23 protein-coding genes are annotated in these 24963 nt (G+C 41.9%); 11 read left to right on the top strand and 12 right to left on the bottom strand.

Annotated features, from left to right (window positions below; all coding sequences use genetic code 11):
* Positions 1-299 precede the first annotated feature (299 nt).
* Together fis and purH are read left to right on the top strand one after the other, a co-directional pair.
* On the top strand, positions 300-539 hold the full coding sequence (fis, locus tag ACQKCP_RS00955; protein ID WP_427611650.1) for a DNA-binding transcriptional regulator Fis: 240 nt from the start codon (positions 300-302) through the stop codon (positions 537-539).
* A gap of 149 nt (positions 540-688) precedes the next feature.
* The gene (purH, locus tag ACQKCP_RS00950) at positions 689-2269 is read left to right on the top strand and encodes a bifunctional phosphoribosylaminoimidazolecarboxamide formyltransferase/IMP cyclohydrolase (RefSeq protein WP_427610943.1); all 1581 of its coding nucleotides are present in this window, start codon (positions 689-691) and stop codon (positions 2267-2269) included.
* A 192-nt stretch (positions 2270-2461) separates the two neighbouring features.
* Here the strand turns inward: purH and ACQKCP_RS00945 are convergent, their stop codons facing one another.
* Both ACQKCP_RS00945 and ACQKCP_RS00940 read right to left on the bottom strand, forming a co-directional pair.
* Positions 2462-4336: a SurA N-terminal domain-containing protein gene (locus ACQKCP_RS00945; RefSeq protein ID WP_427610942.1), complete on the bottom strand. Its 1875-nt coding sequence runs from the start codon at positions 4334-4336 to the stop codon at positions 2462-2464.
* Positions 4337-4687: 351 nt separating this feature from the next.
* On the bottom strand, positions 4688-4960 hold the full coding sequence (locus tag ACQKCP_RS00940; protein WP_045445077.1) for an HU family DNA-binding protein: 273 nt from the start codon (positions 4958-4960) through the stop codon (positions 4688-4690).
* Between the two features lie 524 nt (positions 4961-5484).
* Here ACQKCP_RS00940 and ACQKCP_RS00935 point away from each other — a divergent pair.
* The 8 genes from ACQKCP_RS00935 (at position 5485) to fdx (ending at position 12645) form a co-directional block, all read left to right on the top strand.
* A complete protein-coding gene (locus ACQKCP_RS00935) occupies positions 5485-6129 on the top strand; it encodes a hypothetical protein (protein ID WP_427610941.1) in 645 nt (214 codons plus the stop codon).
* Between the two features lie 396 nt (positions 6130-6525).
* Positions 6526-7035, top strand: coding sequence for an Rrf2 family transcriptional regulator (locus ACQKCP_RS00930; protein ID WP_057759222.1), 510 nt, complete (start codon positions 6526-6528; stop codon positions 7033-7035).
* Positions 7032-8258 (top strand): IscS subfamily cysteine desulfurase, encoded by a 1227-nt coding sequence (locus tag ACQKCP_RS00925; RefSeq protein ID WP_427610940.1) that lies wholly within the window; start codon positions 7032-7034, stop codon positions 8256-8258. Before ACQKCP_RS00930 ends, ACQKCP_RS00925 begins: the two co-directional genes overlap by 4 nt.
* A 151-nt stretch (positions 8259-8409) precedes the next feature.
* Positions 8410-8820 (top strand): Fe-S cluster assembly scaffold IscU, encoded by a 411-nt coding sequence (gene iscU, locus ACQKCP_RS00920; RefSeq protein WP_057759218.1) that lies wholly within the window; start codon positions 8410-8412, stop codon positions 8818-8820.
* Positions 8821-9052: 232 nt separating this feature from the next.
* Positions 9053-9373: an iron-sulfur cluster assembly protein IscA gene (gene iscA, locus ACQKCP_RS00915; RefSeq protein WP_021814983.1), complete on the top strand. Its 321-nt coding sequence runs from the start codon at positions 9053-9055 to the stop codon at positions 9371-9373.
* Between the two features lie 175 nt (positions 9374-9548).
* Positions 9549-10130 (top strand): Fe-S protein assembly co-chaperone HscB, encoded by a 582-nt coding sequence (hscB, locus tag ACQKCP_RS00910; protein WP_427610939.1) that lies wholly within the window; start codon positions 9549-9551, stop codon positions 10128-10130.
* Between the two features lie 209 nt (positions 10131-10339).
* Positions 10340-12220, top strand: coding sequence for a Fe-S protein assembly chaperone HscA (gene hscA, locus ACQKCP_RS00905; protein ID WP_427610938.1), 1881 nt, complete (start codon positions 10340-10342; stop codon positions 12218-12220).
* 86 nt (positions 12221-12306) lie between these two features.
* Positions 12307-12645, top strand: coding sequence for an ISC system 2Fe-2S type ferredoxin (fdx, locus tag ACQKCP_RS00900; protein ID WP_101206134.1), 339 nt, complete (start codon positions 12307-12309; stop codon positions 12643-12645).
* A gap of 97 nt (positions 12646-12742) precedes the next feature.
* On the opposite strand, the gene ACQKCP_RS00895 is transcribed toward fdx, so the two are convergent.
* The 5 genes from ACQKCP_RS00895 to ACQKCP_RS00875 all read right to left on the bottom strand — a co-directional run bounded on the left by ACQKCP_RS00895 (position 12743) and on the right by ACQKCP_RS00875 (position 20433).
* On the bottom strand, positions 12743-14164 hold the full coding sequence (locus ACQKCP_RS00895; RefSeq protein WP_427610937.1) for an adenylate/guanylate cyclase domain-containing protein: 1422 nt from the start codon (positions 14162-14164) through the stop codon (positions 12743-12745).
* 310 nt (positions 14165-14474) lie between these two features.
* Positions 14475-14906, bottom strand: coding sequence for an HIT domain-containing protein (locus ACQKCP_RS00890; protein ID WP_057759208.1), 432 nt, complete (start codon positions 14904-14906; stop codon positions 14475-14477).
* 150 nt (positions 14907-15056) lie between these two features.
* Positions 15057-18767 carry a transcription-repair coupling factor gene (gene mfd / locus ACQKCP_RS00885; RefSeq protein WP_427610936.1) on the bottom strand — a complete coding sequence of 1237 codons (3711 nt, stop codon included), beginning with the start codon at positions 18765-18767 and terminating at the stop codon, positions 15057-15059.
* A gap of 217 nt (positions 18768-18984) precedes the next feature.
* On the bottom strand, positions 18985-19521 hold the full coding sequence (gene rraA, locus ACQKCP_RS00880; RefSeq protein ID WP_427610935.1) for a ribonuclease E activity regulator RraA: 537 nt from the start codon (positions 19519-19521) through the stop codon (positions 18985-18987).
* Positions 19522-19731: 210 nt separating this feature from the next.
* Entirely contained in the window at positions 19732-20433 is a 702-nt protein-coding gene (locus ACQKCP_RS00875; RefSeq protein ID WP_427610934.1) for an NAD-dependent epimerase/dehydratase family protein, read from the bottom strand.
* Between the two features lie 464 nt (positions 20434-20897).
* Here ACQKCP_RS00875 and rpsT point away from each other — a divergent pair, with 464 nt between their 5' ends.
* Positions 20898-21164, top strand: coding sequence for a 30S ribosomal protein S20 (rpsT, locus tag ACQKCP_RS00870; protein ID WP_010200097.1), 267 nt, complete (start codon positions 20898-20900; stop codon positions 21162-21164).
* A gap of 154 nt (positions 21165-21318) precedes the next feature.
* Here the strand turns inward: rpsT and ACQKCP_RS00865 are convergent, their stop codons facing one another.
* The 5 genes from ACQKCP_RS00865 to ACQKCP_RS00845 all read right to left on the bottom strand — a co-directional run bounded on the left by ACQKCP_RS00865 (position 21319) and on the right by ACQKCP_RS00845 (position 24915).
* Positions 21319-22155, bottom strand: a complete 837-nt coding sequence (locus ACQKCP_RS00865; protein ID WP_427610933.1) for a histidine phosphatase family protein — start codon at positions 22153-22155, stop codon at positions 21319-21321.
* Positions 22156-22313: 158 nt separating this feature from the next.
* A complete protein-coding gene (locus ACQKCP_RS00860; protein ID WP_427610932.1) occupies positions 22314-23111 on the bottom strand; it encodes a metallophosphoesterase in 798 nt (265 codons plus the stop codon).
* A gap of 225 nt (positions 23112-23336) precedes the next feature.
* Positions 23337-24035 (bottom strand): orotidine-5'-phosphate decarboxylase, encoded by a 699-nt coding sequence (gene pyrF / locus ACQKCP_RS00855; protein WP_427610931.1) that lies wholly within the window; start codon positions 24033-24035, stop codon positions 23337-23339.
* 104 nt (positions 24036-24139) lie between these two features.
* Positions 24140-24547 carry a lipopolysaccharide assembly protein LapA domain-containing protein gene (locus ACQKCP_RS00850; protein WP_427610930.1) on the bottom strand — a complete coding sequence of 136 codons (408 nt, stop codon included), beginning with the start codon at positions 24545-24547 and terminating at the stop codon, positions 24140-24142.
* Positions 24548-24609: 62 nt separating this feature from the next.
* Entirely contained in the window at positions 24610-24915 is a 306-nt protein-coding gene (locus tag ACQKCP_RS00845; protein ID WP_101206143.1) for an integration host factor subunit beta, read from the bottom strand.
* Positions 24916-24963 lie beyond the last annotated feature (48 nt).

The raw sequence follows: 24963 nt of genomic DNA, 5'->3' as shown, positions 1-24963 counted from the left end.
TAGAGTGTCATATATAGGTAAGTGTGAGTAGAAAACACACCGTAAATTCATTTTCAATTAAACCGTGATAGCCAAGATAACGATGAATCTATCAGCGCTAGGCGATATTAATTTGATATACTATGGTTCTGACCCCTTACAATCAGAATTCTTCTTCATCTCAAGGATATTATTTTATGGCACCTCATGCACAGCATAATGCCAATCATTTTGCTAAAAGCTCTGAGTACCCTGCCGATTATAATAAAGACGAATACCAACCGCCTACGCAGGGCTTTGATTTTGCTAGTCAAAACTATATAAGTAGTGCGCAGCAACCTCTACGGGTTCATGTAGAGCGTGTGGTACGTCAGTACTTTGCGATGCTAGGAGATGAGATGCCCACTGATTTATATGAGCTGATTTTAAAGCAAGTCGAAGAACCTCTCTTATCTGTCGTCCTAGAAAAAACAAGAGGTAACCAAACCAAATGTGCTCAGATATTAGGCCTAAATCGAGGCACCTTGCGCAAAAAAATGAAAACCTATGATTTAATGTAGCATTGTTATATGAGTTTACCCATCATCATTGACTATCATTATGTATGGCAATTAAATGTTCCCCGCTTTATCTATCATGATACGGCATACCGTTGTCATCATCACCTTGCCAGACGTTTACGTCAGGCTTTTTTTATGGAAAATTTCTTATGAGTACAACCCCACTTGCCCTACTATCGGTCTCCGATAAGTCTAATATCGTCGAGTTTGCTCAAGGCCTTCTCAAAGCAGGTTTTGGTTTATTATCTACTGGCGGTACTTATCGTCTGCTCACAGAAAACAATGTCGACGTGACTGAAGTATCAGATTACACAGGCTTTCCTGAAATGATGGATGGCCGTGTTAAAACGCTACATCCTAAGATTCATGGTGGCATCCTAGGACGCCGTGGTACAGATGATGCAGTAATGAGTGATCATGCGATCGAACGTATCGACTTGGTCGTCGTGAACTTATATCCGTTTGCTGAAACGATTGCACGTGCTGACGTGACTATGAACGACGCTATCGAAAACATCGATATTGGCGGCCCTACCATGGTGCGTTCAGCGGCGAAAAACCATGCTCATGTGGGTATCGTCACTGATCCAGCTGATTATGACCGTGTACTTAACGCGTTAGACGGTGGTACTGAACTGACGACTGCTTTACGTTATGATTTGGCAGTAAAGGCGTTTGAGCATACTGCACAGTACGATGGTATGATTGCAAACTTCTTAGGTAGCCGTGTCAACGAAACTCAAGAACCAGAAAACTTCCCACGTACATTCAATGTACAGCTCGAAAAAGCACAAGACCTACGCTACGGTGAAAACCCGCATCAACACGCGGCTTTCTATACTGAAAACCAGCCTTTGAAAAGCAAACAAGCTTCAATTGCGACGGCTAAACAGTTACAAGGCAAAGCATTGTCTTACAACAACATCGCTGATACCGATGCTGCGCTTGAGTGTGTTAAAGCTTTCAGCGCGCCTGCTTGCGTTATCGTTAAGCATGCCAACCCTTGTGGTGTCGCGGTTGATAATGATCAAGTAGCTGCTTATCGTACTGCTTTTAGCACCGATCCTGAATCGTCTTTTGGCGGTATCATCGCATTCAACCGTCCGTTGACGCTTGCTGCGGCAAAAGCCATTATCGACAATCAGTTCGTGGAAGTAATCATTGCACCTAGTATCGAAAACGGTGTACTTGAAGCAACAGCTACTAAGAAAAACGTACGCGTATTAGTATGCGGCGAGCTACCAGCACCAGATCAGCGCGATATCCAACTTGACTATAAGCGCGTTAACGGTGGCCTACTGGTACAAGAGCAAGATCTAGGCTTAATCACTGCTAACGACCTAAAAATCGTCACTGATGTACAACCAACTGAAGCGCAAGTGGCAGATCTACTGTTCAGCTGGAACGTGGCAAAATACGTCAAATCTAATGCCATTGTCTATGCAAAAGGCCAACGTACTATCGGTGTTGGCGCAGGCCAAATGAGCCGCGTTAACTCAGCACGTATTGCTGCTATCAAAGCAGAACATGCTGGACTAGCAACTGAAGGTGCTGTTATGGCATCAGATGCGTTCTTCCCTTTCCGTGATGGCATCGACAATGCTGCTGAAGTAGGTATCTCTGCTATCATTCAGCCAGGTGGTTCTATGCGTGATGATGAAACTATTGCTGCTGCTAATGAGCATGGTATCGCGATGGTATTCACGGGCATGCGCCATTTCCGTCATTAAACAACCACCTATTAATTTAAGACTGGAATTAGTCGCAGCAGCTGTATTTATTAATGCGACTAACTTTCAGTCTATATAATATTCGTGATAATTATCGTTAAAGCATCTCCCAAAAAAAAGCCACTGTATCAATTGATACGGTGGCTTTTTTACGTCTAAAAATAAGAATAAAAATAAGAATCTAGCAAATACTTAGCGTCCTTGCGCGTTTGCCATATTGCTTTCATTAATCTCAACTGTGTACACCATACGTAGATAGTCCAAATAGTCTTGCAACTGGTCTTGGCCTAAATTGTCACGAATGATACTGGCTGTTTGCGCTCTTTGCATATCAGACAGTGGTGACTGCTGCTCAGTTTTAATACGGTCTCCAACCAGTAGCGTTGCACCCATTTCAGTCTCACTAGCAATCGCTACGACACCATTATCAGCAGCTTGTTGGCTAAAGGCTAACCCACGCTCTTTGTCCGTTAGCTGCGTCGTTTGACGATTAATCTCACCCAGTGCTTGGAAACTAACCGATTGCTTACTGATATCAGCTGGCGTCTTGATACCAGCAGCCAATGCTTTAGCATCTTTTAAAGCTAATGCTGTCGCTTTCTGCTGACGAAGTATTTGAGTGATTCTTGGAGTTGCATTTGCCAAAGCAAGCGTCTTAGTAGGACGATAATTGCTTGGCTGTAACCATACGGTACCATTACCAACTTCCACGCCCGCCGTTACCGCTTGATCTTGAATAGTAAACTCATCAAATGCCTGTTTAACCACTGCTGGTTGCGGCAGTGCAGACTTGTTATTCACTTTACGATAATCTTTGATACGCTTTAGACTGACGTTTTCTTGCTGTGCAATATCTTCAATACTGAAACCATCTGCTGCCAAATCATTGATTGATGTTACTTTATCAGCATAGATTTCCTGACGTTTATACTCTTTTGCTTTCGCAGTCAACTCTTCACGCATACTGTCTAGACTTGGAGTCTTTTTGCCATTGTCTTCAGTAACCGTAAATATCTGATAACCAAAGCTAGTTTTAATAGGTGCAGTCACATCACCAACACTCAACCCTTCTAGTGCCTCTTGTACAGTATCTGCATCACTGCCAAACACTGACGGATTAAAGCGTCCGATATCACCACCTGTTTCACCTGATGGATCGTCCGACTCTGCTTTAGCAAGCGCAGCAAACGCTTCACCTTTATTCAGACGTGCTTTCACTTTATCGGCTCGTGTCTTAGCGTCTTTACCAGTAAACAGAATCTGACTGACTTTACGCTCATCAGTAGCCGCAATGCTCTGCTTATATGCTTCATACTGCTGCTGCAACTCTTCTGCCGTTACTTCATCAACCTTGATAGTTTGCGGGCTGAGCTGAATATAAGCCAAGTCAACCATCGCTGCACTTTTCAATGTGTCTTTGTTGGCATCATAGTAGGACTGAATATCTGCTTTGCTAAGCTTAACTTTGTCAGCATAATCTTGCCAATTAAAACGATGCACCCAAACGTTGCGCGACTCAAGTTGCAAGTCAATCAATTGACTAACAGCTTGCATAGGATAGACAGCCGTACCAACGATACTAGCGTTTAGTTGATCCAGGCTTAACTGATTGCGAAATTCTGCAAATAGCTGATTTTTGGTCATGCCGCGCTGACGCAAGAAGTTTGAGAACTGATCGTTTGAAAAGTTACCTTCTGCATCTTGGAATATTTCTTCTTGACGCAGCAGACGATTGATCGTGTCATCAGAGACTGTCATACCAAGCTTGCCTGCTTGCTGCTCTAACAACGTACGGTCGATTAGACCCTTTAATACTTGCTCATGAAGCACATCTTCATTCAATAAGCTGGCATCTTCGACTTGCTCTAGTACTTCAGAACGACGGCTATTGACAGCAGCTTGATACTCGGACAGTCCTACGCTTGCCTCACCTACCTGCGCAATCTGGTTAGGATCGACGTTGCCGCCAAAATAGCTTTCGACACCCAAGAGAGCGAGCGGCGATAGGCATAAAATCAATAAAATGCGACCTGGCCAGCTTTTTAAGAAATCGCGCAATTTATCCATAGTTATCTCTGCTTTATTAACCTATATTGATGAAAAACCATTGTAATACTGTTGGGAGCTGTTGAGTGCAACCTGCCAATATCAGTGCTATCTAAGCTCGCAATGGTAAGAGTAAGAGCGTATGCATTTTATAGTAAAAAACAAAATTTACTAAAGAAATCTGACTTAAATGACACACCTATCGCGCGCCCTATGATACGTGATTTTTCATGCAGACTCAAAATATTCACGACGCATGATAAAAACTATAGCGATAAAAAAAGCACCTAAATATTAGGTGCTCTCTTCGATGGTTAGCTCATTACTTCAGCTATAGACCACCGACTATCATTTTATGCTTAAAAAATCGGCTTAGTTCAAGCGCTCTTTTAAGTTTTTACCAGCTTTGAAGCTTGGTACTTTGCTTGCTGGAATGCTTAGCTCTTCGCCAGTCTTAGGGTTGCGACCAGTGCGTGCTTTACGGTCTTTCACACTGAAAGTACCAAAGCCAACTAATGAGATGCTATCGCCAGCTTCTAGCGCTTCGCCAACACTTTCCATAACAGCGTTTAGTGCATCACCAGCTTGGGTTTTATTTAGACCACTTTTGTCTGCGATGCTATCAATTAATTCTGACTTATTCATAAAATTTCCTTCAAGTTTAAGGGGGTAATAAATGCTCACGCCAAGTATTGTAACGCTCTCATGGTGCTTACGCAATAAAAACTACCTAACTGGCGCATTAACAGGTTCTTCTTTGTTATCGTCTTTATATCAAGGCAGCATAAGGAGCGCAAGCGATTTTACATATTTTTGTGCTCTACACTACGTATTTGACACCTAATGTTACGCAAAGCGTTAGGAATTTATATATAAGTGGCTCTGCATAACTGAGACGATTGGCTTTCCTATTTTCTACGCTTTGACAGATTTGTCAATTGCCGTCTGTGCATTGCTATACATTAAGTTTGTATATTGCTAGTCATAAATAAGAGTGTCTTTATTGACTGCTAAATTGTAATGTAATAGTTTAGCCACTACAGAAACTAGCGTTACTTTTTATTATAAAGACGTTACTATAAGCAAAATATCACTGCAAGTCTTGGGCAAATACAGACTTCTGTTTGCTCAATATCTAAAACTTGCTAAATAAAAAACGGATTACTTACATGAAGCGTTCTACGTTGTCTCACTCTTTTCTTAATATCATTTTAGTATTTATCGAGTCGGCGCTGACATTACTGTTACGTTTGGATCCTGAACTGCGTAAGGCCGCTTATCCGCTCGCCAAGCAAGGCACCGTGGTGGCGCTTCGCCTGTATTTACCGCATGTAGAAGTATTTGCCACCTTTAGTACCAAAGGCGTGTTACTAGATGCTCAGCTGCCGATTGGTCGTAGTGAGCCTGACGTGGTTATCAATGCCTACAGCATTCAAGTTATTAACGCCATCACCACTCATGATAGCGAAACCACTGAAAAGCTACAGATGCGCGGTGAGTCGATTCAAGTACAACTGGTTAAACAGTTTATTATGCAACTTGGGCTTGGCAGCTTGATTCAGGGGCTGATCAAAAAGATAAAGGGTGGTAAAGCCAAAACCAAACCTACAGAAGCTGATCTGGAAGAAAAAAAGAACAACTACAAACTTCGTATTAAAGAACAGCAAACACAGATTAATACCTTGACCATTAAAAACCGTGAACTTGAAACAACCGTAAGAGAGCTTCAGAGCAAGCAAAAAACGTTGATGATTATCACTGTTGTCGCCCTTGTCATTATGATCGGCTCAGTCATCGCACTACTGATGAATTAGTTTTGGTTCGTTGGGTTACCTATAAATAAGCGTTCAATGTCTTCTATAGATATTGAACGCTTATTTTTTTACTTCGTTAAATATATCTGTAGCAGACAAACTAAGCTGCTTATGTCTCACACATATATCTCTTCTAAACATCATTGTTTTTATCAATTACAGCAATAAGCTTGATTAACCATTGAACCACACTTTAATCTTGACTAAATTACTCAGGATTAAGTATAATTACCTTAATCGTTGCACACATCGGGTTAATCATCTGTTGTTCAATAACGATAAGACAAAACTTAGCTGACGTATTATTAGTTGCTCTTTTTATCTTATGAGTACTTATTAAAACTTTTGGCTAAGATCGTTGTTAAACATAAATGACATCAAGTTTGGAGATAACACATGCGTTTGACTACTCGGGGCAGATACGCTGTTACCGCATTATTAGATTTGGCATTACAGACCAGCCAACAAGACAGTGCTGTATCATTATCCGATATCGCCAAACGGCAATCGATTTCAATCTCGTATCTTGAACAGTTATTTTCTAAACTCCGCAAACGCGGCCTTGTCACGAGTATTCGCGGTGCGGCAGGTGGTTACCATCTAGCTAAGCCATTGAATGAGATAGATGTGATGAGCATCATATCTGCAGTTGATGAGTCAGTAAACGCGATGCAGTGTGAAGGACGCGGTGACTGTCAAGGTGGTACAATGTGCCTAACTCACGATCTGTGGTGTGCACTATCAAATCATATCGAACAGTACTTGAAAAATATAACATTAGCGCAATTATTAGATATGGAAAACGTGCAGTCAGTCTCAGAGCGTCAGCACACCTCTACAAAAGATATTTCTATAAAAGACATTAATACTATTACTCTATCGAACAGCGAGGCAAACCCAGCATGAGCCAACATAACAACCTTATATACTTAGATTATGCCGCCACTACCCCAGTTGCTAAATCAGTAGCTGCTAAAATGAGCGAGTATTTGACTGTAGATGGTGTCTTTGGTAACCCAGCTTCACGCTCACATGGTTACGGCTGGCAAGCGGAAGAAGCAGTAGAAACTGCTCGCGGTCAAGTTGCTGAAGTTATCAAAGCTGATCCACGCGAAATCGTATTTACTTCTGGCGCGACTGAGTCTGACAACCTAGCCATTAAAGGTGCAGCACATTTTTATCAGTCTCGTGGTAAACATATCATTACCAGTAAAATTGAGCACAAAGCTGTATTAGATACCTGCCGTGAGCTTGAGCAAGAAGGTTTTGAGATTACGTATCTTGAGCCACAGCCAAGCACAGGCCTTATCTTGCCAGAGCAAGTAAAAGAAGCACTACGTGATGATACGATTTTAGTATCACTTATGATGGTAAACAATGAGCTTGGTACTATTACTGATGTTGCAGCGATTGGTGAAATCACTCGCGAAGCTGGCGTAGTTTTCCATGTTGATGGCGCACAGTCTGTTGGTAAAGTAAAAATCAATCTTGAAGAAATGAAAATTGATTTGATGAGCTTCTCAGGTCATAAAGCATACGGCCCTAAAGGTATCGGCGCATTGTTTGTTCGTCGTAAGCCACGTATCCGCTTGAAAGCTGAGCAACACGGCGGTGGTCATGAGCGCGGTATGCGTTCAGGTACACTACCAACGCATCAGATTGTTGGCTTAGGCGCAGCATTTGCTTTAGCTAATGAAAGCTATGAAGCCGACCATGCACATGCAGCCAAACTACGTCAAAAACTTTGGAATGGTCTACAAGATATCGAAGAGATTTACTTAAATGGTGACCTTGAGAATAGCGTACCAAACATTGTAAACATCAGCTTTAACTTCGTTGAAGGCGAGTCATTGATGATGTCACTTAAAGATTTAGCGGTATCATCAGGTTCAGCCTGTACGTCAGCAACGCTTGAGCCATCGTATGTACTACGTGCAATCGGTCGTCCAGATGAATTGGCACATAGCTCAATCCGCTTTAGCTTCGGCCGTTATACTACTGACGAAGATATCGATACCGTTATCAAACAGATGCATGAAGCTGTTGATAAACTACGTGCCCTATCACCACTTTGGGATATGTACCAAGAAGGTGTCGATTTGAATTCAGTCGAATGGGCTGAACACTAAAATCAAGCACAGACAGTAATATAGCTTCAAATATATTTATTAAACAATTGATCAGACAATTAAATTAAGCGTTTGACCCCAATTATCGATGAGTAGTTAGACATTTAAAGTTGATAAACGACTACTCATCATCTAACTAGGAGAAAACCCCATGGCCTATAGTGACCAAGTTATTGATCATTACGAAAACCCACGCAACGTTGGTAATCTTGACAAAAACGCCAAGAACGTTGGTACCGGCATGGTCGGTGCCCCAGCATGTGGCGATGTAATGCGTCTACAAATCCAAGTCGACGATAATGGTATTATCGAAGATGCACGTTTCAAGACTTATGGCTGCGGTTCAGCGATCGCTTCAAGCTCGCTTGTTACTGAGTGGCTAAAAGGCAAAAGCTTGGATCAAGCTGGCGAAATCAAAAACAACGATATCGCTCAAGAGCTAGCATTACCACCAGTAAAAGTGCATTGCTCTGTACTTGCAGAAGACGCTATTAAAGCCGCTATTAGCGACTATAAAGGTAAACATGGCGTAGCCGCTCCAGCAGAAGAAGCTGCGATCTAAGTTAAGCTAGGCTAAGCCTGCTAGCGTATGCGCTACGTTGTACTAGCAACGCTAAAGTAGCAATGTGTAATCGCTACTGACGCTAAAGAGGTGACAATGACACTTATGTAATTGTCACCTTTTGTTTTCTAATAGTTGTAAGCCTATTGTTTTGGCAATCTTGTAATTCTGATTGTCAGTTTATCTAGATTTTTTTATTGATATTTATGATTAATAGTCAATGGGAGTTGGCATGATTGAAATGACAGAACGCGCCGCTCAGCATGTTCGAGACTTTTTGGACAATCGCGGCAAAGGCGAAGGCATTCGAGTTGGTATCCGTACGGCGGGTTGTTCGGGCTTGGCTTACGTTTTAGAGTTTGTAGATACCCCTGATGAAAACGACACGCGTTATGAAAGTCGCGGCGTTAGCATCTTTATTGATCCTAAAAGCCTCGTATATTTAGACGGCTTGTTGATGGATTATGAAAAAGAAGGTTTAAACGAAGGCTTTAAATTCACCAACCCTAACCAGAAAGGTGAATGTGGTTGCGGTGAGTCGTTTACAGTTTAATTGTTTAATAGCTGAAAACTGATAGATTTATGCTTCAATAAACTTTCATAAGAATAATACGGTATCTCTGCTATAGCTATGAAAAATGGCTAATGTAATTAAGTACCCAAGCGATTCAGATATTCTTAGCTAGGTCGTGACTTCAAAAATAAATAAAAAAGCAAGGCATCAGATTATGACAGATATTACTTCAGAACCACAGTTTGATAACTTCTTTGCCCTATTTGAGCAGCCTGTACAATTTGAAATCAACCAAAGTAATCTAGAGCAACGTTTGCGATTGCTGCAGAAACGCTTTCATCCTGATAATGTCACCAAAAATCAGACCGATATGGTTCAAGCACAGTTGCAGTCTGAAAAAGCATCGGCTTTAATCAATCAAGCGTATCAAACGCTAAGCGCTCCTGATAGTCGTGCTGGTTATTTACTAGACATGGCGGATCAAGCACAAAACATAGAGCATTCAATCGCAGATTTAGACTTTTTGGAAGATGCGATGCAGATGCGTATGGATCTAGATGATGCTATCGAAGACAAAAATCTTGCAGCCTTGCAGCAATTACATCCTCAAATTACAGAGCGTCTAGCAAATCAATCTGAACGCTTTAGCAACGCTTATCAAAATCAAGATTGGCAAACAGCGATTGATGCGACACAGAAACTAAAATTTTTGGTTAAGCTAAATGCTGATGTGACGACTGGGCTTGATGATGTCGCAAATTCATCGCATTCAGATGACGATGACCTATACGTCTAAACGTCTGTGGTTATGGCTCTCACTAATAAGCTAAATTCTATATATTTGGTTAAAATAGTGACCGTGATACCGTATAATCTTTGAGCCTAAGCGCGTCAAACTGTCAGAATCTGTATTCCATGGAGTGAGATTACCGACGTTAAGCTTTCGTACTACATATGCTATATTTGCTCCATTTCACTTATTCATTTTATTTCTGAGTTATCCTTATGTCTTTAATGCAAATTGCTGAACCCAATCAAAGCGCTCAACCTCACCAACATAAATTTGGCTTGGGCATTGACCTTGGCACTACACGCTCGTTGGTTGCTGTGGTGCGTTCAGGTAAGGCACAAGTCTTAGAGGCAGGGTCAGAGACAGATACATTATTACCGTCTGTTGTCTATTATCCAGCGACTGGTACGCCATTGGTTGGCTATGATGCCCTAGCGCATTTAGCGGATGATCCAAAAAATACGATCGTCTCGGCTAAGCGTTTTATGGGTCGTAGTCAAGCTGATATCAAATTCTCTCATCCTTATGAGTTATCTGGTAATAAAGATGATATGCCTGCCTTTGTAACGGCTCAAGGTGAGGTTTCCCCTGTTGCAGTATCAGCGCGTATCTTAGCCGCTCTTGAGCAACGTGCAGCGAGTGCCTTACCTGCAGATAGCATTGAAGGCGCCGTGATTACCGTGCCAGCTTATTTTGATGAGGCACAGCGTCAAGCAACCAAAGATGCCGCTCAAGCAGCGGGTATCAACGTACTGCGTTTACTCAATGAACCAACGGCCGCTGCGGTCGCTTATGGGCTTGACCAATCATCAGAAGACAGTAAAAAAGAAAGCTATTACTTAATCTATGATTTGGGCGGTGGTACTTTTGACGTCTCTATCTTAAAACTTACCGATGGTGTCTTTGAAGTATTGGCAACTGGTGGTAATAGCGCCCTAGGCGGCGATGATATTGATCGTCTTATTACCAATTGGATCATTAAACAATTAAATATCGATCCAAAAGACGTAAGCCTACATGACAAATCAATACTAGCTCAACAAGCCAAAGCTTATAAGCAAGCGCTGACTGATGCTGAACAAGTAGATATCAATGTGGTTGTCAATGGTCAGTCTTATCAAGGCGTATTAAGCCGTACAGATGTGCTAACTATCGTAGAACCTGTCAGTCGCCGTACGCTAAGCGTGTGCGAACAAGTCCTACGTGATGCCAAGCTGTCTACTACAGATCTAGATGAAGTTATCTTAGTGGGCGGCTCGACTCGTATGCCTGCAGTGCAGCAAGTCGTGACTGAATTTTTTGCTAAGCAGCCACTTTGCCGTCTGAATCCAGATGAAGTTGTTGCTTTAGGTGCTGCTCAGACTGCTCATCAATTGGTTAATGGTGATAGTGACAACAATTTATTATTATTGGATGTGACGCCATTATCATTAGGTCTTGAAACCATGGGTGGTTTGGTTGAAGTACTGATACCACGTAATACGCCTATCCCTGTGAAGAAACGTCAGGTGTTTACTACTTATCAAGATGGTCAAACTGGCATGGTGATTCACGTGGTACAAGGTGAGCGTGAGACGGTAGAAAACTGTCGTTCTCTTGGACGTTTTGAGTTGTATGGTATCCCGCCAATGAAAGCTGGGTTTGCTCGTATTGAAGTCACCTTTAGTATTGATGCCAACGGTCAGCTTACTGTCAGTGCACAAGAAACTACGACCAAAACAGAAAGCAAAATCGAGATTGTGCCTTCTTATGGTCTATCAGATGAGCAAAAAGAACAGTTGCTTGTTGCAGGGTTTAAACACGCAGAAGAAGACAAAAATGCGCGTTCTTTAATTGAGACAAAAGTAGAAGCGGAACGTGAAGTACTTGCCCTAGAGTCGGCACTTAAAGAATTTGCGGCGTTGCTTTCTACTGAAGAACAACAGTCACTAGCAGAGCATATACAAGCGTTACGTAACTCTCTTAGCACTAATGATTTAGCGCTTATTGAAACGCAACAAGCACAGCTTAAGCCACATAGTGATGCCTTTGCTGCACGTATTATGAATCAAAGCGTCAAGACCAGTATGGCCGGTACTAGTGCCAAAGACTGGTAATAAATACATCGACAAATATAGCTTAGTTAATATATTAAGCTAATTTCTAATATTTTTTAAATTGATTAGCATCGGACAGATAATTTATGCCAAAAGTTACCGTACTACCCCACCACGAAATTTGCCCTGAAGGCGCAGAAGTTGAGTTGCAAGCTGGTGAAAACTTATGCAAAGCACTATTAGAAAAAGGCATTAAAATTGAGCATGCTTGTGAGATGTCAAAAGCTTGTACCACTTGTCATGTTGTAGTACGCAAGGGTTTCAACAGTCTAGATGAGATGGATGATATCGAGGCGGATCTACTTGATCGTGCTTGGGGACTAGAGCCTGACTCACGTTTATCTTGTCAGGTCATGCTTGATGACGAGGATTTGACCATCGAAGTCCCTAAATATACCCTCAATCACGCTAAAGAAAACCATTAAACGCTGATGATACTTTCTAGTTAAGATTAAAAAAGGCCAGCTATGTGATAGCTGGCCTTTTTCTATATATGAATTTGAGATATTAAACTTGAAACGCTTACTTGCGATTGGCATTCTCACGTTTACTTTCTGCAGCTATGCCCTTTGCTACTTTTTCTTCCTCTTGCTCGATGCGTTCCAACGCAAAATTTAAACGAGCTCTAATATCTTGATAATCATTGTCTTTCATATCTTTAAAATTTAAATGCAAATTGAAACCAGGCAATGTGTGGTCGACCCATTTAGATAAATGACCTGTACTGGCACTAGGGTCAAGTACTTGCCATGCATCGACCTTTTCATCAATACCCTTCACGCAAAATGCGGCAACGTGCTCACATTCATAGTTATGGCAAATATAATCGTAAGTGCTTTCACTGACCAATATCTGATCTTTCCCCGCGCAGGACTCAAGCCTAGAAGCTAGGTTGGCTTCTTTGCCAATGATGGTATAGCTTAATCGACTATTACTACCAAAATTACCAACGTGACAGTAGCCAGTGGTGATACCAACACGTATATACAAGCCTTCAAACCCCATTAACCGCCATTTCTGACGTAAGGTGCGCATTTCTCGGCGCATATCAATTGCCATCGCCACACAATCTAGTGCATCTTGACGCGAGCCGCGGCTATTCGGTTCACCAAAGAAACATACCATGCCGTCACCAATAAACTTATCAAGCACTGCACCATGCTTATCAGCGATTGACGTCATGCAATGCATATAAGTATTGAGAATGTCTGACAAGTTGTCAGAGCTTAAACTATCAGACAGTTCGGTAAAGCCGACAATATCTGAAAACATAATAGTTATTTTCGCGCGTTTATTAGAAACACTAACGGGGCTATCCGATTTGACAATAGGCTCCCAAATTTGTGGTGGTACAAAACGGGTTAGCTTATTGATCACCGATACCATTGTACTTAGGCGTCCCCCTGCCTTATGTGCAGAAACCTTATAACCAATGTATTCTTGATATATACGCCAGAACTGATACAAAATAACGCCTAAACTTGCCACCATTACTATCAATGGTAATAAGCCTTCATCAAAGCCCATACTATTCGCATCTAGGACTATGCTAACGTAAAAAAACGCAATTATCGTCACAACAGATACAGATAACAGTCTGAGGTGATTCTCAGGTCGGCTAAGAATGATACGCACACCAATCAAAGCAGCCAAGCTGATTGATATCACCGTACAGCATTGTAGTGAGCCGATGACAACCGATAATAGAATAATAACGATATTAGACGTCCAAAAGCTGGTCTGGCGTCGGTAGTTATATATCAGGATCATGAGGCTTGGCAATGTAATAATAACCAATAGTGCCATTGAGATAGAGCGGAAGTCGTAGTATATAGCACGCAATACAACCGTCAGTATTAACACGAACACTTCTGGATAGTCAAAACGACATGCCCCGGTGTCCTTTAACGGCGTCATTGGTTTGAATGTCTCTGAGAAGGTCATATGAGTTTCACTTAAATAAGGTGAGCTATCTGAGAGACAAAGGCATACTACACTAGCACATGTGCATCATTTGCCCTTATGACGATTTATCATAAGATATATCTAATAATATATTATACTTTTGAAATAAGGTAAAACAAGGTTACTGATGATTAAAAGGCGACCTTTTGTCTAGTTTATTCCCTCCATTACACTTTTATTCAAATTTAAATAAAAAGAGAGACCAGATACATTTAAGTATCTGGCCTCTCTTTTTACATATAGAATTTAAATTCAATCTACTCTTATTAAATGCAGGATAGAATGATAATTACATTTGCCAATCAAACGGCATTTGGTGATGACCACGTAATGCCATCATCAATGTTTGCTGCATTTGCGCCAACACTTCTTTAGTATATGGAACAGCTGGCACTCCCCATACTGGGTTTGGCCATTGCATGTCATTTTGATAACGGACAATGTGATGAAAATGAAGCTGTGGCACTTGATTACCAAGAGCGGCTACATTCATTTTATCGGCTTGAAAGGTTTTAGCTAACTGGCTCGATAACCAGCTGGACTCTCGTAAGAACTGTGTTTGGTCTGCCTCAGACAATTCATATAACTCTTTGATACCTGAGACACGCGGCACTAATATCAGCCAAGGAAATTGGCAGTCATTGATTAAACGACAAGTGGATAATGGGAAATCCCCCACTAAAAAACTATCAGCAGCAAGTTTATGATGAAGTTGGAACATAATGACGGTTCTCTTGTTGTTTAATGCAAATAAAATACAGAAGGTTAAAAAATTAGTTCGGCTATTTTATCAGTTATCGGGTTGATAAAATAGCACCATGATTTATTGTCTTGGAGTGACTACCTAATCTACTTGATATCCAGCTATGTACTAAGCAGGCTCTGTCACCATGTGCTCGCTAAAATAGCGCAGCAGTTCTTGTATAACTGTCACTCGCTGTTGCGGTGTGGCCAGTTTATCGCTATTTTGGTAACGGATGCCAGATGCGCCATTCATACGATAATGCTGACCATTTGATTGGATCAATTTAATAATCGCTAACGCATCAACTGGAGTATCAGGCGCAAATTCCAGCGTCATACTACTACTATTGGCATCGATTTTATTGATTTTGAGCGGCTCTGCTTGTAAGCGTAATCCATGAATAGCGAATAGCTGCTTGGTTTGATCTGGCAGTGCCCCAAAGCGATCTATCATTTCCGTACGAATATCCGTCAACGCCTCTTTATCATCGGTATTACTAATACGCTTATAGAACAATAAGCGCTGATGCACGTCATGTAGATACTCTTCTGGAATAAGAGCAGAGCTATGTAGGTTGATTTCACTGGTCAACGACAATGGTGTATTTAAATCAGGCTCCTTGCCAGCTTTGATGGCTTTAGTCGCACGCTCAAGCATATCCATATACAAGCTAAAGCCAATCGCCTGCATATTACCACTTTGCTGCTTGCCTAGTATCTCACCTGCACCGCGAATCTCTAAATCTTCACTTGCCAGCATAAAACCTGCACCTAACGTATTGGCGCGCTCAATCGCATGCAAACGGCGTTTGGCATCACCTTTGAGGCCTTTCAGAGAAGGCACTAGTAAGTAGCAATATGCTTGATGATGACTACGTCCTACTCGGCCACGCAGCTGATGTAATTGCGCAAGACCAAACTTATCTGCACGCTCAATGATGATCGTATTGGCATTGGGCACATCAATGCCCGTCTCGATAATGGTAGAGCAAACCAACACATTGAATTTTTTATGATAAAACTGCTGCATGATCTGCTCAAGTTGGCGTTCTTGCATTTGCCCATGAGCTACTCCTACTCGTGCTTCTGGCACTAGGTCACGAATAGTCTCTGCCATACGCTCAATACTGGCAACATCATTATGTAGAAGATAGACCTGCCCACCACGCAGAAGCTCACGCAATATGGCTTCTTTCATCAATGCTTCTGTCTTTTGCATCACAAAGGTCTTGATGGCAAGACGACGGGCAGGCGGTGTGGCGATAATCGACATATCGCGCATACCTGAGAGCGCCATATTTAGCGTTCTAGGGATCGGAGTCGCCGTCATAGACATGCTATCGACATCTGTCTGAATGGCCTTGATACGCTCTTTATGACGCACTCCAAAGCGATGCTCTTCATCAACAATCATCAGTCCAAGGTTGGCAAATTTCACATCTGGTTGTAGCAGTTTATGAGTACCAATCACAATGTCCACTTTGCCAGCAGCCAAATCAGCCAATACCATTTCTTGATGTTTTTTGCCGCCAAAGCGCGACAAGCTTTCAATGCGAACTGGCCAATCGGCAAAACGATCGCGGAAGTTGTCTTCATGCTGACCAGCAAGCAATGTGGTAGGAACCAGTACGGCAACCTGATAGCCAGCACTAACGGCAATAAAGGCGGCTCGCATCGCGACTTCTGTTTTACCAAAACCAACGTCACCGCAAATAAGACGATCCATCGGCTGGTTTTGTCTCATGTCTTCCATTACCGCATGAATGGCATTAGCTTGGTCAGCGGTTTCTTCAAAGGCAAACTGACTGGCAAATAGCTCATACTGCGATGGGTCTATCTTAAAATGAATGCCAACTTTGGCCTCACGTCTTGCCTGCATATTGAGCAATTCAGCAGCGACATCATGAATTTGCTCCAATGCTTTTTGCTTGGCTCGATCCCATTTGCCACTACCAATCTTATGTAACGGGGCTAACGCTGGATCGCCGCCGCTATAACGACTAATCATTTGCAGATTGGCTACTGGCACATAGATACTAGCGTCATCAGAATATTTTAAATGGATAAATTCTTGCTCACCATCGCCCACATCTAAGGTAATCAAGCCATTATAACGACCGATACCATGCTCGATATGCACTACTGGACTGCCATCTGTTATTTCAGTGACGCTCTTAACCAAGAACTCTTCTGACACACCGCTTTGGCGACGACGGCGCGTCTGTAAGACTTGACGACCGAACAGCTGTGTCTCACTAATCAACACCAAACGTTCAGGCACATAGACACCGCGCTCAATTGGCGCTACGGTCAGACCGACATGTGGTAAATGACTATTATTAATAGCGCTGGTTTTATCTGCGGCTAAAAATGCCTCAAAGCTATCATACGCTTTGATACCAATCTTGCCTTTGAACAGTTCAATGAGAATCTCGCGACGGCCTGCGGTTTCTGCAACGATTAGTACGGGTGTCGAAGTCTTTGATTGCGTATCCAAGAAGTCGAGCAATTCGGATAATGGTTCAGATTTTTGATGATTGACTGCTAATTGTGGCGGTTCTTGAGCACTTAATGTCACCAGTCCTTGTTGTTTAGTGACACTCAATGGCAATGGTATTTGTGAGGCATCTATACTTTCTGGCACTCCCACATCATTCATCGTAGCCAGTTCATCACGAGCACTTAATATTACTCTTGGATACTGGTTTAGCTGTTCGTTAAGCGCGTTAGATAATAGATACAGCATTGCTGGCTCTACGATAGGCTTATCAATGTCATGGCGACGCTCTTCGTAGCGGCGCTGGATTTGTGACCAGTAATCGGCTTGTTTTTCATTAATTAATTCATCGGTGATAAACAACGCATCGCTTGGTAAATAGGAAAATAAACTACTCTCCGCCTCCCAGTCTTTTAAGTCAAAAAATAGCGGTTGATAATACTCTAATCCGCTACTAGCAATTCCTGCCATTACGTCTTTGTGCAGCTCAGACTTTCGGCTGCTGGTATTAGGGAACAGCGCAGCAAAGTTCGTGCGGAAGGTCTCACGCCCTTCATCGAGCGGAAACTCTTTGGCAGGCAAGATTTGAAATTGTTCGATAGGTTTAGAGATATCTGGCATCTTATGCAGTAGTGACAATGACTCTTTCGCCATACTGGTATCGTTGCCCGTTAACATCGCCTTCAAATCATCAGCAGTCAATGTACGCTGCGTTTGAGGATGAAAAAATCGAATGGTTTCAATTTCGTCATCGAACAAGTCTAAACGTAGCGGAAAAGGCTGACCCATGGCAAAAATATCAATGATACTGCCACGTACTGCAAACTCACCTGGCTCAAAAACGTTTTCAACCGCTCGGTAACCTGCTTTTGCCAAAAGCCCACGTTGGGTATTGATATCAAACCGATCACCAACACTTAAATCAAAATGCTGACCAATTAACCAGCTTGGCGGTGCGACGCGATGCATGAGGGCTTGTATCGAAATAAGCAGCACGCCCGATTTCGGCATATCCGTCAACAGATTGATACGCTCACTGACGATGTCTTGATGCGGAGATAGCTCATCATAAGTCAGTGTCTCCCAGTCAGGGAACACATAAGCATCGACTCCACAAAATGCCAGCTCAGTCTCTATTTGATTGAGTTGGTTTTGGTCACGTGCCACCACAACTTTTAGGCGCTCGGCAACATTCCACATAGGTGTTTGCACCAAGCTTGCCAACCATAAACTGCTGACCGCACCATGGACAGGCGCTAGCCAACGCCGCTCAGCATTTTGGATAGGAAACAACTGCTGGTTAATAGGGTCAAACGCGTCAGTCAAAGCAGTAATAGGCATAAAGAATAGGATCAAAGTTAAGGAGTCAGAAAGCTATTATACGAATATTTGAGCAATTACCAAAACTTATGCCGTAACGGTTTGTCACTTAAGAGTTTACTCATTAACGATTGAGGGTTAACAACGATTATTGCGCTTTAACTGTCATTACACAATAAAAAACCCCAACTTATCAGCTGAGGTTTTCGTTTTTGCTAATCAAGCCAAGCCTAAAACTTCAGCTGATAAGTGGTTTATCGCTAGCAATAATGCCATTGTTATCAGCATAAATGAACATACCAGAATTCAACGTCAAATCACCGAAGCTGATTTCGATATCCGTTTGACCTTCATCACGGCGGGTCGATTTACGCGGGATACAACCAAGCGCCATCACCCCAAGATCCATCTCTGCCATGTCATCAACATCGCGGACACAACCATATACAATAACTCCAGCCCAGCCGTTGTCGATAGCTGATTGTGCAATCATATCGCCTAGTAATGCACAGCGCATAGAGCCGCCGCCATCAACGACCAATACTTTGCCATTGCCTTCTTTGTCTTTGCCATCGCTATTCAATAGAGATTTGACACGACTATTGTCTTCAAAGCATTTAACCGTCACGATTTCACCGCAGAATTTGTCTTTTGCACCAAACTGACGGAATGACTTACCTTCGATATTTGGTAAGCATACTTGAGACTCAGGATTGGCATCCAATAGATCACAAGTGACAAAATTCCCTCTATCCATTCGTATCGATTCTGACATTGCTCATGCTCCTTGTTTTAGTGATTCAACTGACTGGTGTTTCAATACTTATTGATGCTTTGATAATAGTTAATAGTTAATAGTTAATAGTTATTGTATTTTTTACTCTTATATTCTTGTTCTAATGCAATTTTGTCCCAATGCAATTAACAATCGGTATCTGTAGCTTTCCAGTTGTGAGACTGAGACTGTCACTAGAAAAAATGTACTTTATTTTTTGACACGGGTCATCGCTAGCATCTGTTTGTTTTCGATAATGTCGATATGCTTAATTTGAGGTTCAGTACGATATTTACTACGATGGTAGATATCATGAGCATTCATGGCCATAGCACTGGCAACGCGTTTAGCAGAAATAGGATGTAACGATAGTGACTCTGACACGAGCGGCGAAATGAGTTTAAAGGCTTTTTGACCAAGGCTCTCAAGCGGACGACCTTTATGCTTACCAAGTAATAATGACGGACGGAAGACGACCAATTGGCCAAAATCTAATGCCATAATAGCCTGCTCTGTCTCAGCCTTAACTCGATTGTATAAAAAACGACTGTCAATATCTGCATTCATTGAAGAGAGTAAAAAGAAATTCTCTACCCCTTTATCACGACACAACTTAGCAAAGTTTACGTTGTAGTCTCGATCTACCTTGCGAAAAGCCTCATCACTACCAGCCTGCTTTTTTGTCGTACCTAAACAACTAAAAGCATCCGTGGTTCGATCGGCACCAACACTTGCAAACACTTCAGAGAGATTATCAAAATCATTGATTTGATAAAAACGCATGCTGGCATTAATGTAGCGTGGCGGGCGACGAGCAATCACAATCAATGTGTCATAAAGCTCACTCAGTTGCTTTACCAAATGCTGCCCTACTAACCCCGTTGCGCCAATCACAATTGCTTTTCGCTGCATACCCTATCCACTTATATAACATTAGATGAACTATATTGATGAGAAAATACCTATATCAAGGCCTATCGTTAGAATATCATACCTAAATTCCTCAATAACTGACGCTATTATATAGGATATATTGTAAGAGATTTTATCAACCCTCTATGTCTGTCAGCGCTTACTATTGATTTAGTTACTAGAATGACCCAAATTCGATGATATTACGTAACTTCTTTGAGCATTAATCATCAAATATATTGTCCTTAGTTCAATAATTTGCTAAGATAATCGGCTTTACACGTCAACGCTGTTTAATTATTCCAAACAGCTCTGGCGCTTACGATGATCTATTCATATTAGATACTTTAATATCAGACATCGACATCATATTTGACGAGACGGCTGCTCGTCACCGATGATTGTTAAACCCATTATTGCAATCAACATTCATATTTTTATCTATCTTTATCAAGGAGATACGCGTGGCTAATACTGCACAAGCTCGTAAACGCGCCCGTCAAAACACCAAACGTCGTCAGAACTCTGCGTCACAACGCTCTATGGTTCGTACTTACTTAAAACGTGTTGATGCGGCTATCGCAGCTAAAGATTATGACGCGGCTACCGAAGCTTACAAAAAAGCGGTACCAGTTCTTGATCGTATGGCTGACAAAGGTATTATTCATAAGAATAAAGCTGCTCGTCGTAAGAGCCGCCTAAACAAAACAATCAAAGGCCTACAAGCTTAAGATTTGTATTGGTTAGACCGCATTTCGCTTTTATAGCGTAATGACTAAAACCTTGTCACTGGTTCTAATACCGTGGCAAGGTTTTTTTATGCCTATTCAAAACGTATTCAACGAATAGTTGCTATATCAACTCATTCAATGTTTGAACAAAACATCAATTCCACTGCACTTCTGGCGGCAATAGCAACTTGCTAGGATGGTAACCAGCTGCACGGTAGCCGTCTAATAATGAACTGATCGGCCGGGTATATACCTGACCCCTCCAAATAAAATGCGCGCTTGCTTGATCAAATGGCTTATCATCAAACCATAAGAACACGCCTTCCATCATCTTTGGCCAATCATTCCAATCAATCTCTACTACATCGAACATAACGGCTAAGAACGCAGATAGCAACGTATCATGACTCACAGCGAGCATCAGATGGCCATGCTGCGGCTGATTCTGATAAAAAAGCGACAGAATATCCAAACCGCCTTGATAGGTGTTTTTGGTCCCTTCGAGATTGCCTTGCAAAAAGCGATTGATAAAGTTCAGCACGCCAATTTCTTTGAACACAGGGTTGGCTATTTCAGGCTCAGTGACGAGACTGCCAGGCTCAACCAACAGCGACTGATGTGCAATATCACGTTTTAGTCCAGCTCCCTCTTGCATCAACTGCGCGGTATCAATACAACGCCCAATCGGGCTGGAGATACTATCGACGTCGAGCGAATATGGTAGATGACCTGATAACCAACGACCCCAAGACTTTGCCAGTATACGGCCTTTAGGAGTCAACGATAGCTGATAGCTAGCAAAGCCATTACCATCAGAACGCTCGCGTAAAGAGTGCCTAGTAAATAGAATCAGCCGCTTATTTTCAGGCAATAGGCTAACGGAGGAAATCATACTATCTGGTAGGTGCGAAGGTGCAGGCGCGCTTGGTGTGTGACTCGCAAGCTTGTCAGCAGATATTTTGGACAGGGTATTATTCAGATATTTACTCATGACAGCAAGCCTAGCAGATTTCTTATCAGGAATGAACCACAGACAAATCTAGTTGCAATATATCTTATAAATACTCTGCACTTTTTTAAAAAAATGCTTTATTCAAAAGAGTCTATGCCTACAATAAATGAAGATTTACAAGATATTTACACACGGTCCTAGTCAATATCAATGACTTTGTCCCACGCGAACTCTAATGCGGTACTACTGACCTCATTAGGATAGGCTCGTGGATTGACAATCACTCGCGTATTACCAATTTTATAATCAAATGCTTCATGAGTATGTCCGTGTACCCATAGCATCGGAGCCCAATCTTCGTGCATCCATCCTGACAAGTCACTGACGAAAGCCGCATTACTCGGTAGATTGGCATATTTTTCAGATACCGATAGTGCACTGACGCTGTGATGACTCATGACTACTGTTTTTTTACCAAGTTTATGAGATTCAATCAATGCTTGCTGTAGCCATTGACGATGCTTGGCATGAATCTGCATAGATACTTCAGGTGAAAACAATTCATTGCCTGCATAGATTTGCTTGTAGTCACGCATAAAATGACGAGCAGCGGCCATAGTGTCTTCATTGGCATGATACTGATAATCAGTCCAAAGCGTACAACCTAAAAGGCGTATATCACCAATATCGATATGCTGACATTGTAATACGCGAATACCTTTTTTAGACGCAGCATCATAATTATCCCAAGTTGCCAGTTTATGGTCAAAGCTCAACACATCTTCATCAAAGTATTCATGATTACCAGCGATAGTAATCAGGGGAACTTCTAAGCGCGCCGCTTGTTCTTGCAGCCACGGCATACCTTTATCGCTATTAGCAGTATCCCCTGCTACTAATACTAAATCTGCATCGGTTTTAGGAATATGTCCAACGGGGTGCGATTGACGTGCATAACTATCAATATGTAAGTCACTCAATATCTGTAATTTCATATTATCCAACATCACTTAGTGGCGTTATTATTAAAAATCTAATTAGCGATAAACGCTCATAGCAGTACTACTGATATTTAGCTACATGAGCGTTGTCAATATAGTTATTATATTTTAGAAAGGTTGTAAGAATAAATTTAAGTAGTGTAGCAGCTTTTTCTATACCATCAAAAAGTAAAAAGACAGCCATTTAGGCTGTCTCTTTTTCTTAACATCTATTCAAACTTAAATACTTTGAAGTATTGTCTGTAGTTTAGCAGCAGGGTCTGAAGCTTGAGTGATCGAACGACCAATGACTAAATAATCAGAACCGTCTATTAATGCCTGACTTGGTGTACAGATACGTTTTTGATCATCTGCATTGTCTTCAGCTAGGCGAATACCAGGCGTCACCAGTTTAAAGTCTTGACCACATAATGCTTTAAGTGCCTTTGCTTCTTGAGCCGAGCAAACCACGCCATCGAGACCAGCTTGCTTAGTCAGTTGTGCTAGTCGGCTCACTTGGGTATCTAAGCTATCAGTGATGCCTGTTTGCATCAACGCTTCACTATCCATAGAGGTCAATACGGTAACTGCGATGAGCAAGGTATCAAGATCTCTATCTAGCAAGCGCTGTTTCGCCAACGACATGGCCTCTAGACCTGCGCTTGCATGGACATTCACCATCCATACACCAAGTTCAGCGGCAGCCAATACTGCTTGAGCAGTAGTATTAGGAATGTCATGGAATTTTAAGTCTAAGAACACTTCAAAATCACGTTGATGTAATGCCTTGATGATATCAGGGCCACAACGCGTAAACAGCTCTTTACCGACTTTCAATCGACATTGGGTTGGATCTAACTGGTCAGCTAACGCTAAAGAAGCCTCTACCGTCATATTGTCTAGAGCGACGATAACTGGAGAGTTAATTACATTATTCATGGTTTTACCATATATTTTGAAGTTATCAAAGTATTGTATTTGAGGTCAGTACTGCGATCGTTAAGCTATCACCTAGCAGATCACATAAAAAATCACTTAACGACTTAATCTCGTCTACGCTTAGACAGAGTAGAGCCTTCAGTTAGGCTAGTTGCGTCAGTACTTTGCACATTGGTAGCAGAAGCACCATAAACAGCTTCATCTACTGTCGGCGCGCTTGCTTGACGATCGATAACTGTATTGGCTTGAGTCAATTGCTCTTGTAGATTTGCGTTTGCTTTTTGCAGACGTGAGATTTCCCACTTATTTTGCAGCACACGAAAGATAAGCAATGCCAGTAAAATACCAATAACAATACCTAGCATCAAACACAAAATAAGTAGCAACCCTAGATTCATCGTAGGCGCTTGTGAAAACAGCAGATTGACTCCGACCTCAGTATTATTTGCCAATACCAAACCAAGTGAATAGGCAAAGCTCAAAAACAGCAATACAAATAGTAGAAAGCGCATGAGACAGTTACCTCTGTTTGGAATGATAAATTTTGACGGTTCGATAGTCAGTGCTGATTTAACTAACTGTTTGCTACCGTATCATTTACTGCTTCGCGTAGAGCCTTACCTGGCTTAAAATGCGGAATCGCTTTAGCCGGTACAGGTACGCTTTCACCTGTCTTAGGATTACGTCCCATACGGGCACGGCGATGATGTAGACAAAAACTACCGAATCCGCGAACTTCGACTCGGCCATCATTGGCTAAAGTATGGGTCATCAAGTTTAAGATTTCACGCACTGCGTCATCAACCACGGTATCTGCCATGTTGTCACAGTTTGCACTCAAATTACTAATAAATTCGGATTTGTTAATCGCTTGCTGCATTATTACGCTTGCCTTATTGATTGATGGATAAGCTGATGATAAGTCAAC

Source organism: Psychrobacter sp. NPDC078631 (genome assembly GCF_050268165.1).
In the GTDB taxonomy this organism is placed as follows: domain Bacteria; phylum Pseudomonadota; class Gammaproteobacteria; order Pseudomonadales; family Moraxellaceae; genus Psychrobacter.
The sequence above is the reverse complement of the archived record's forward strand: the minus strand, read 5'-3'. Positions and strand labels throughout refer to the sequence as shown.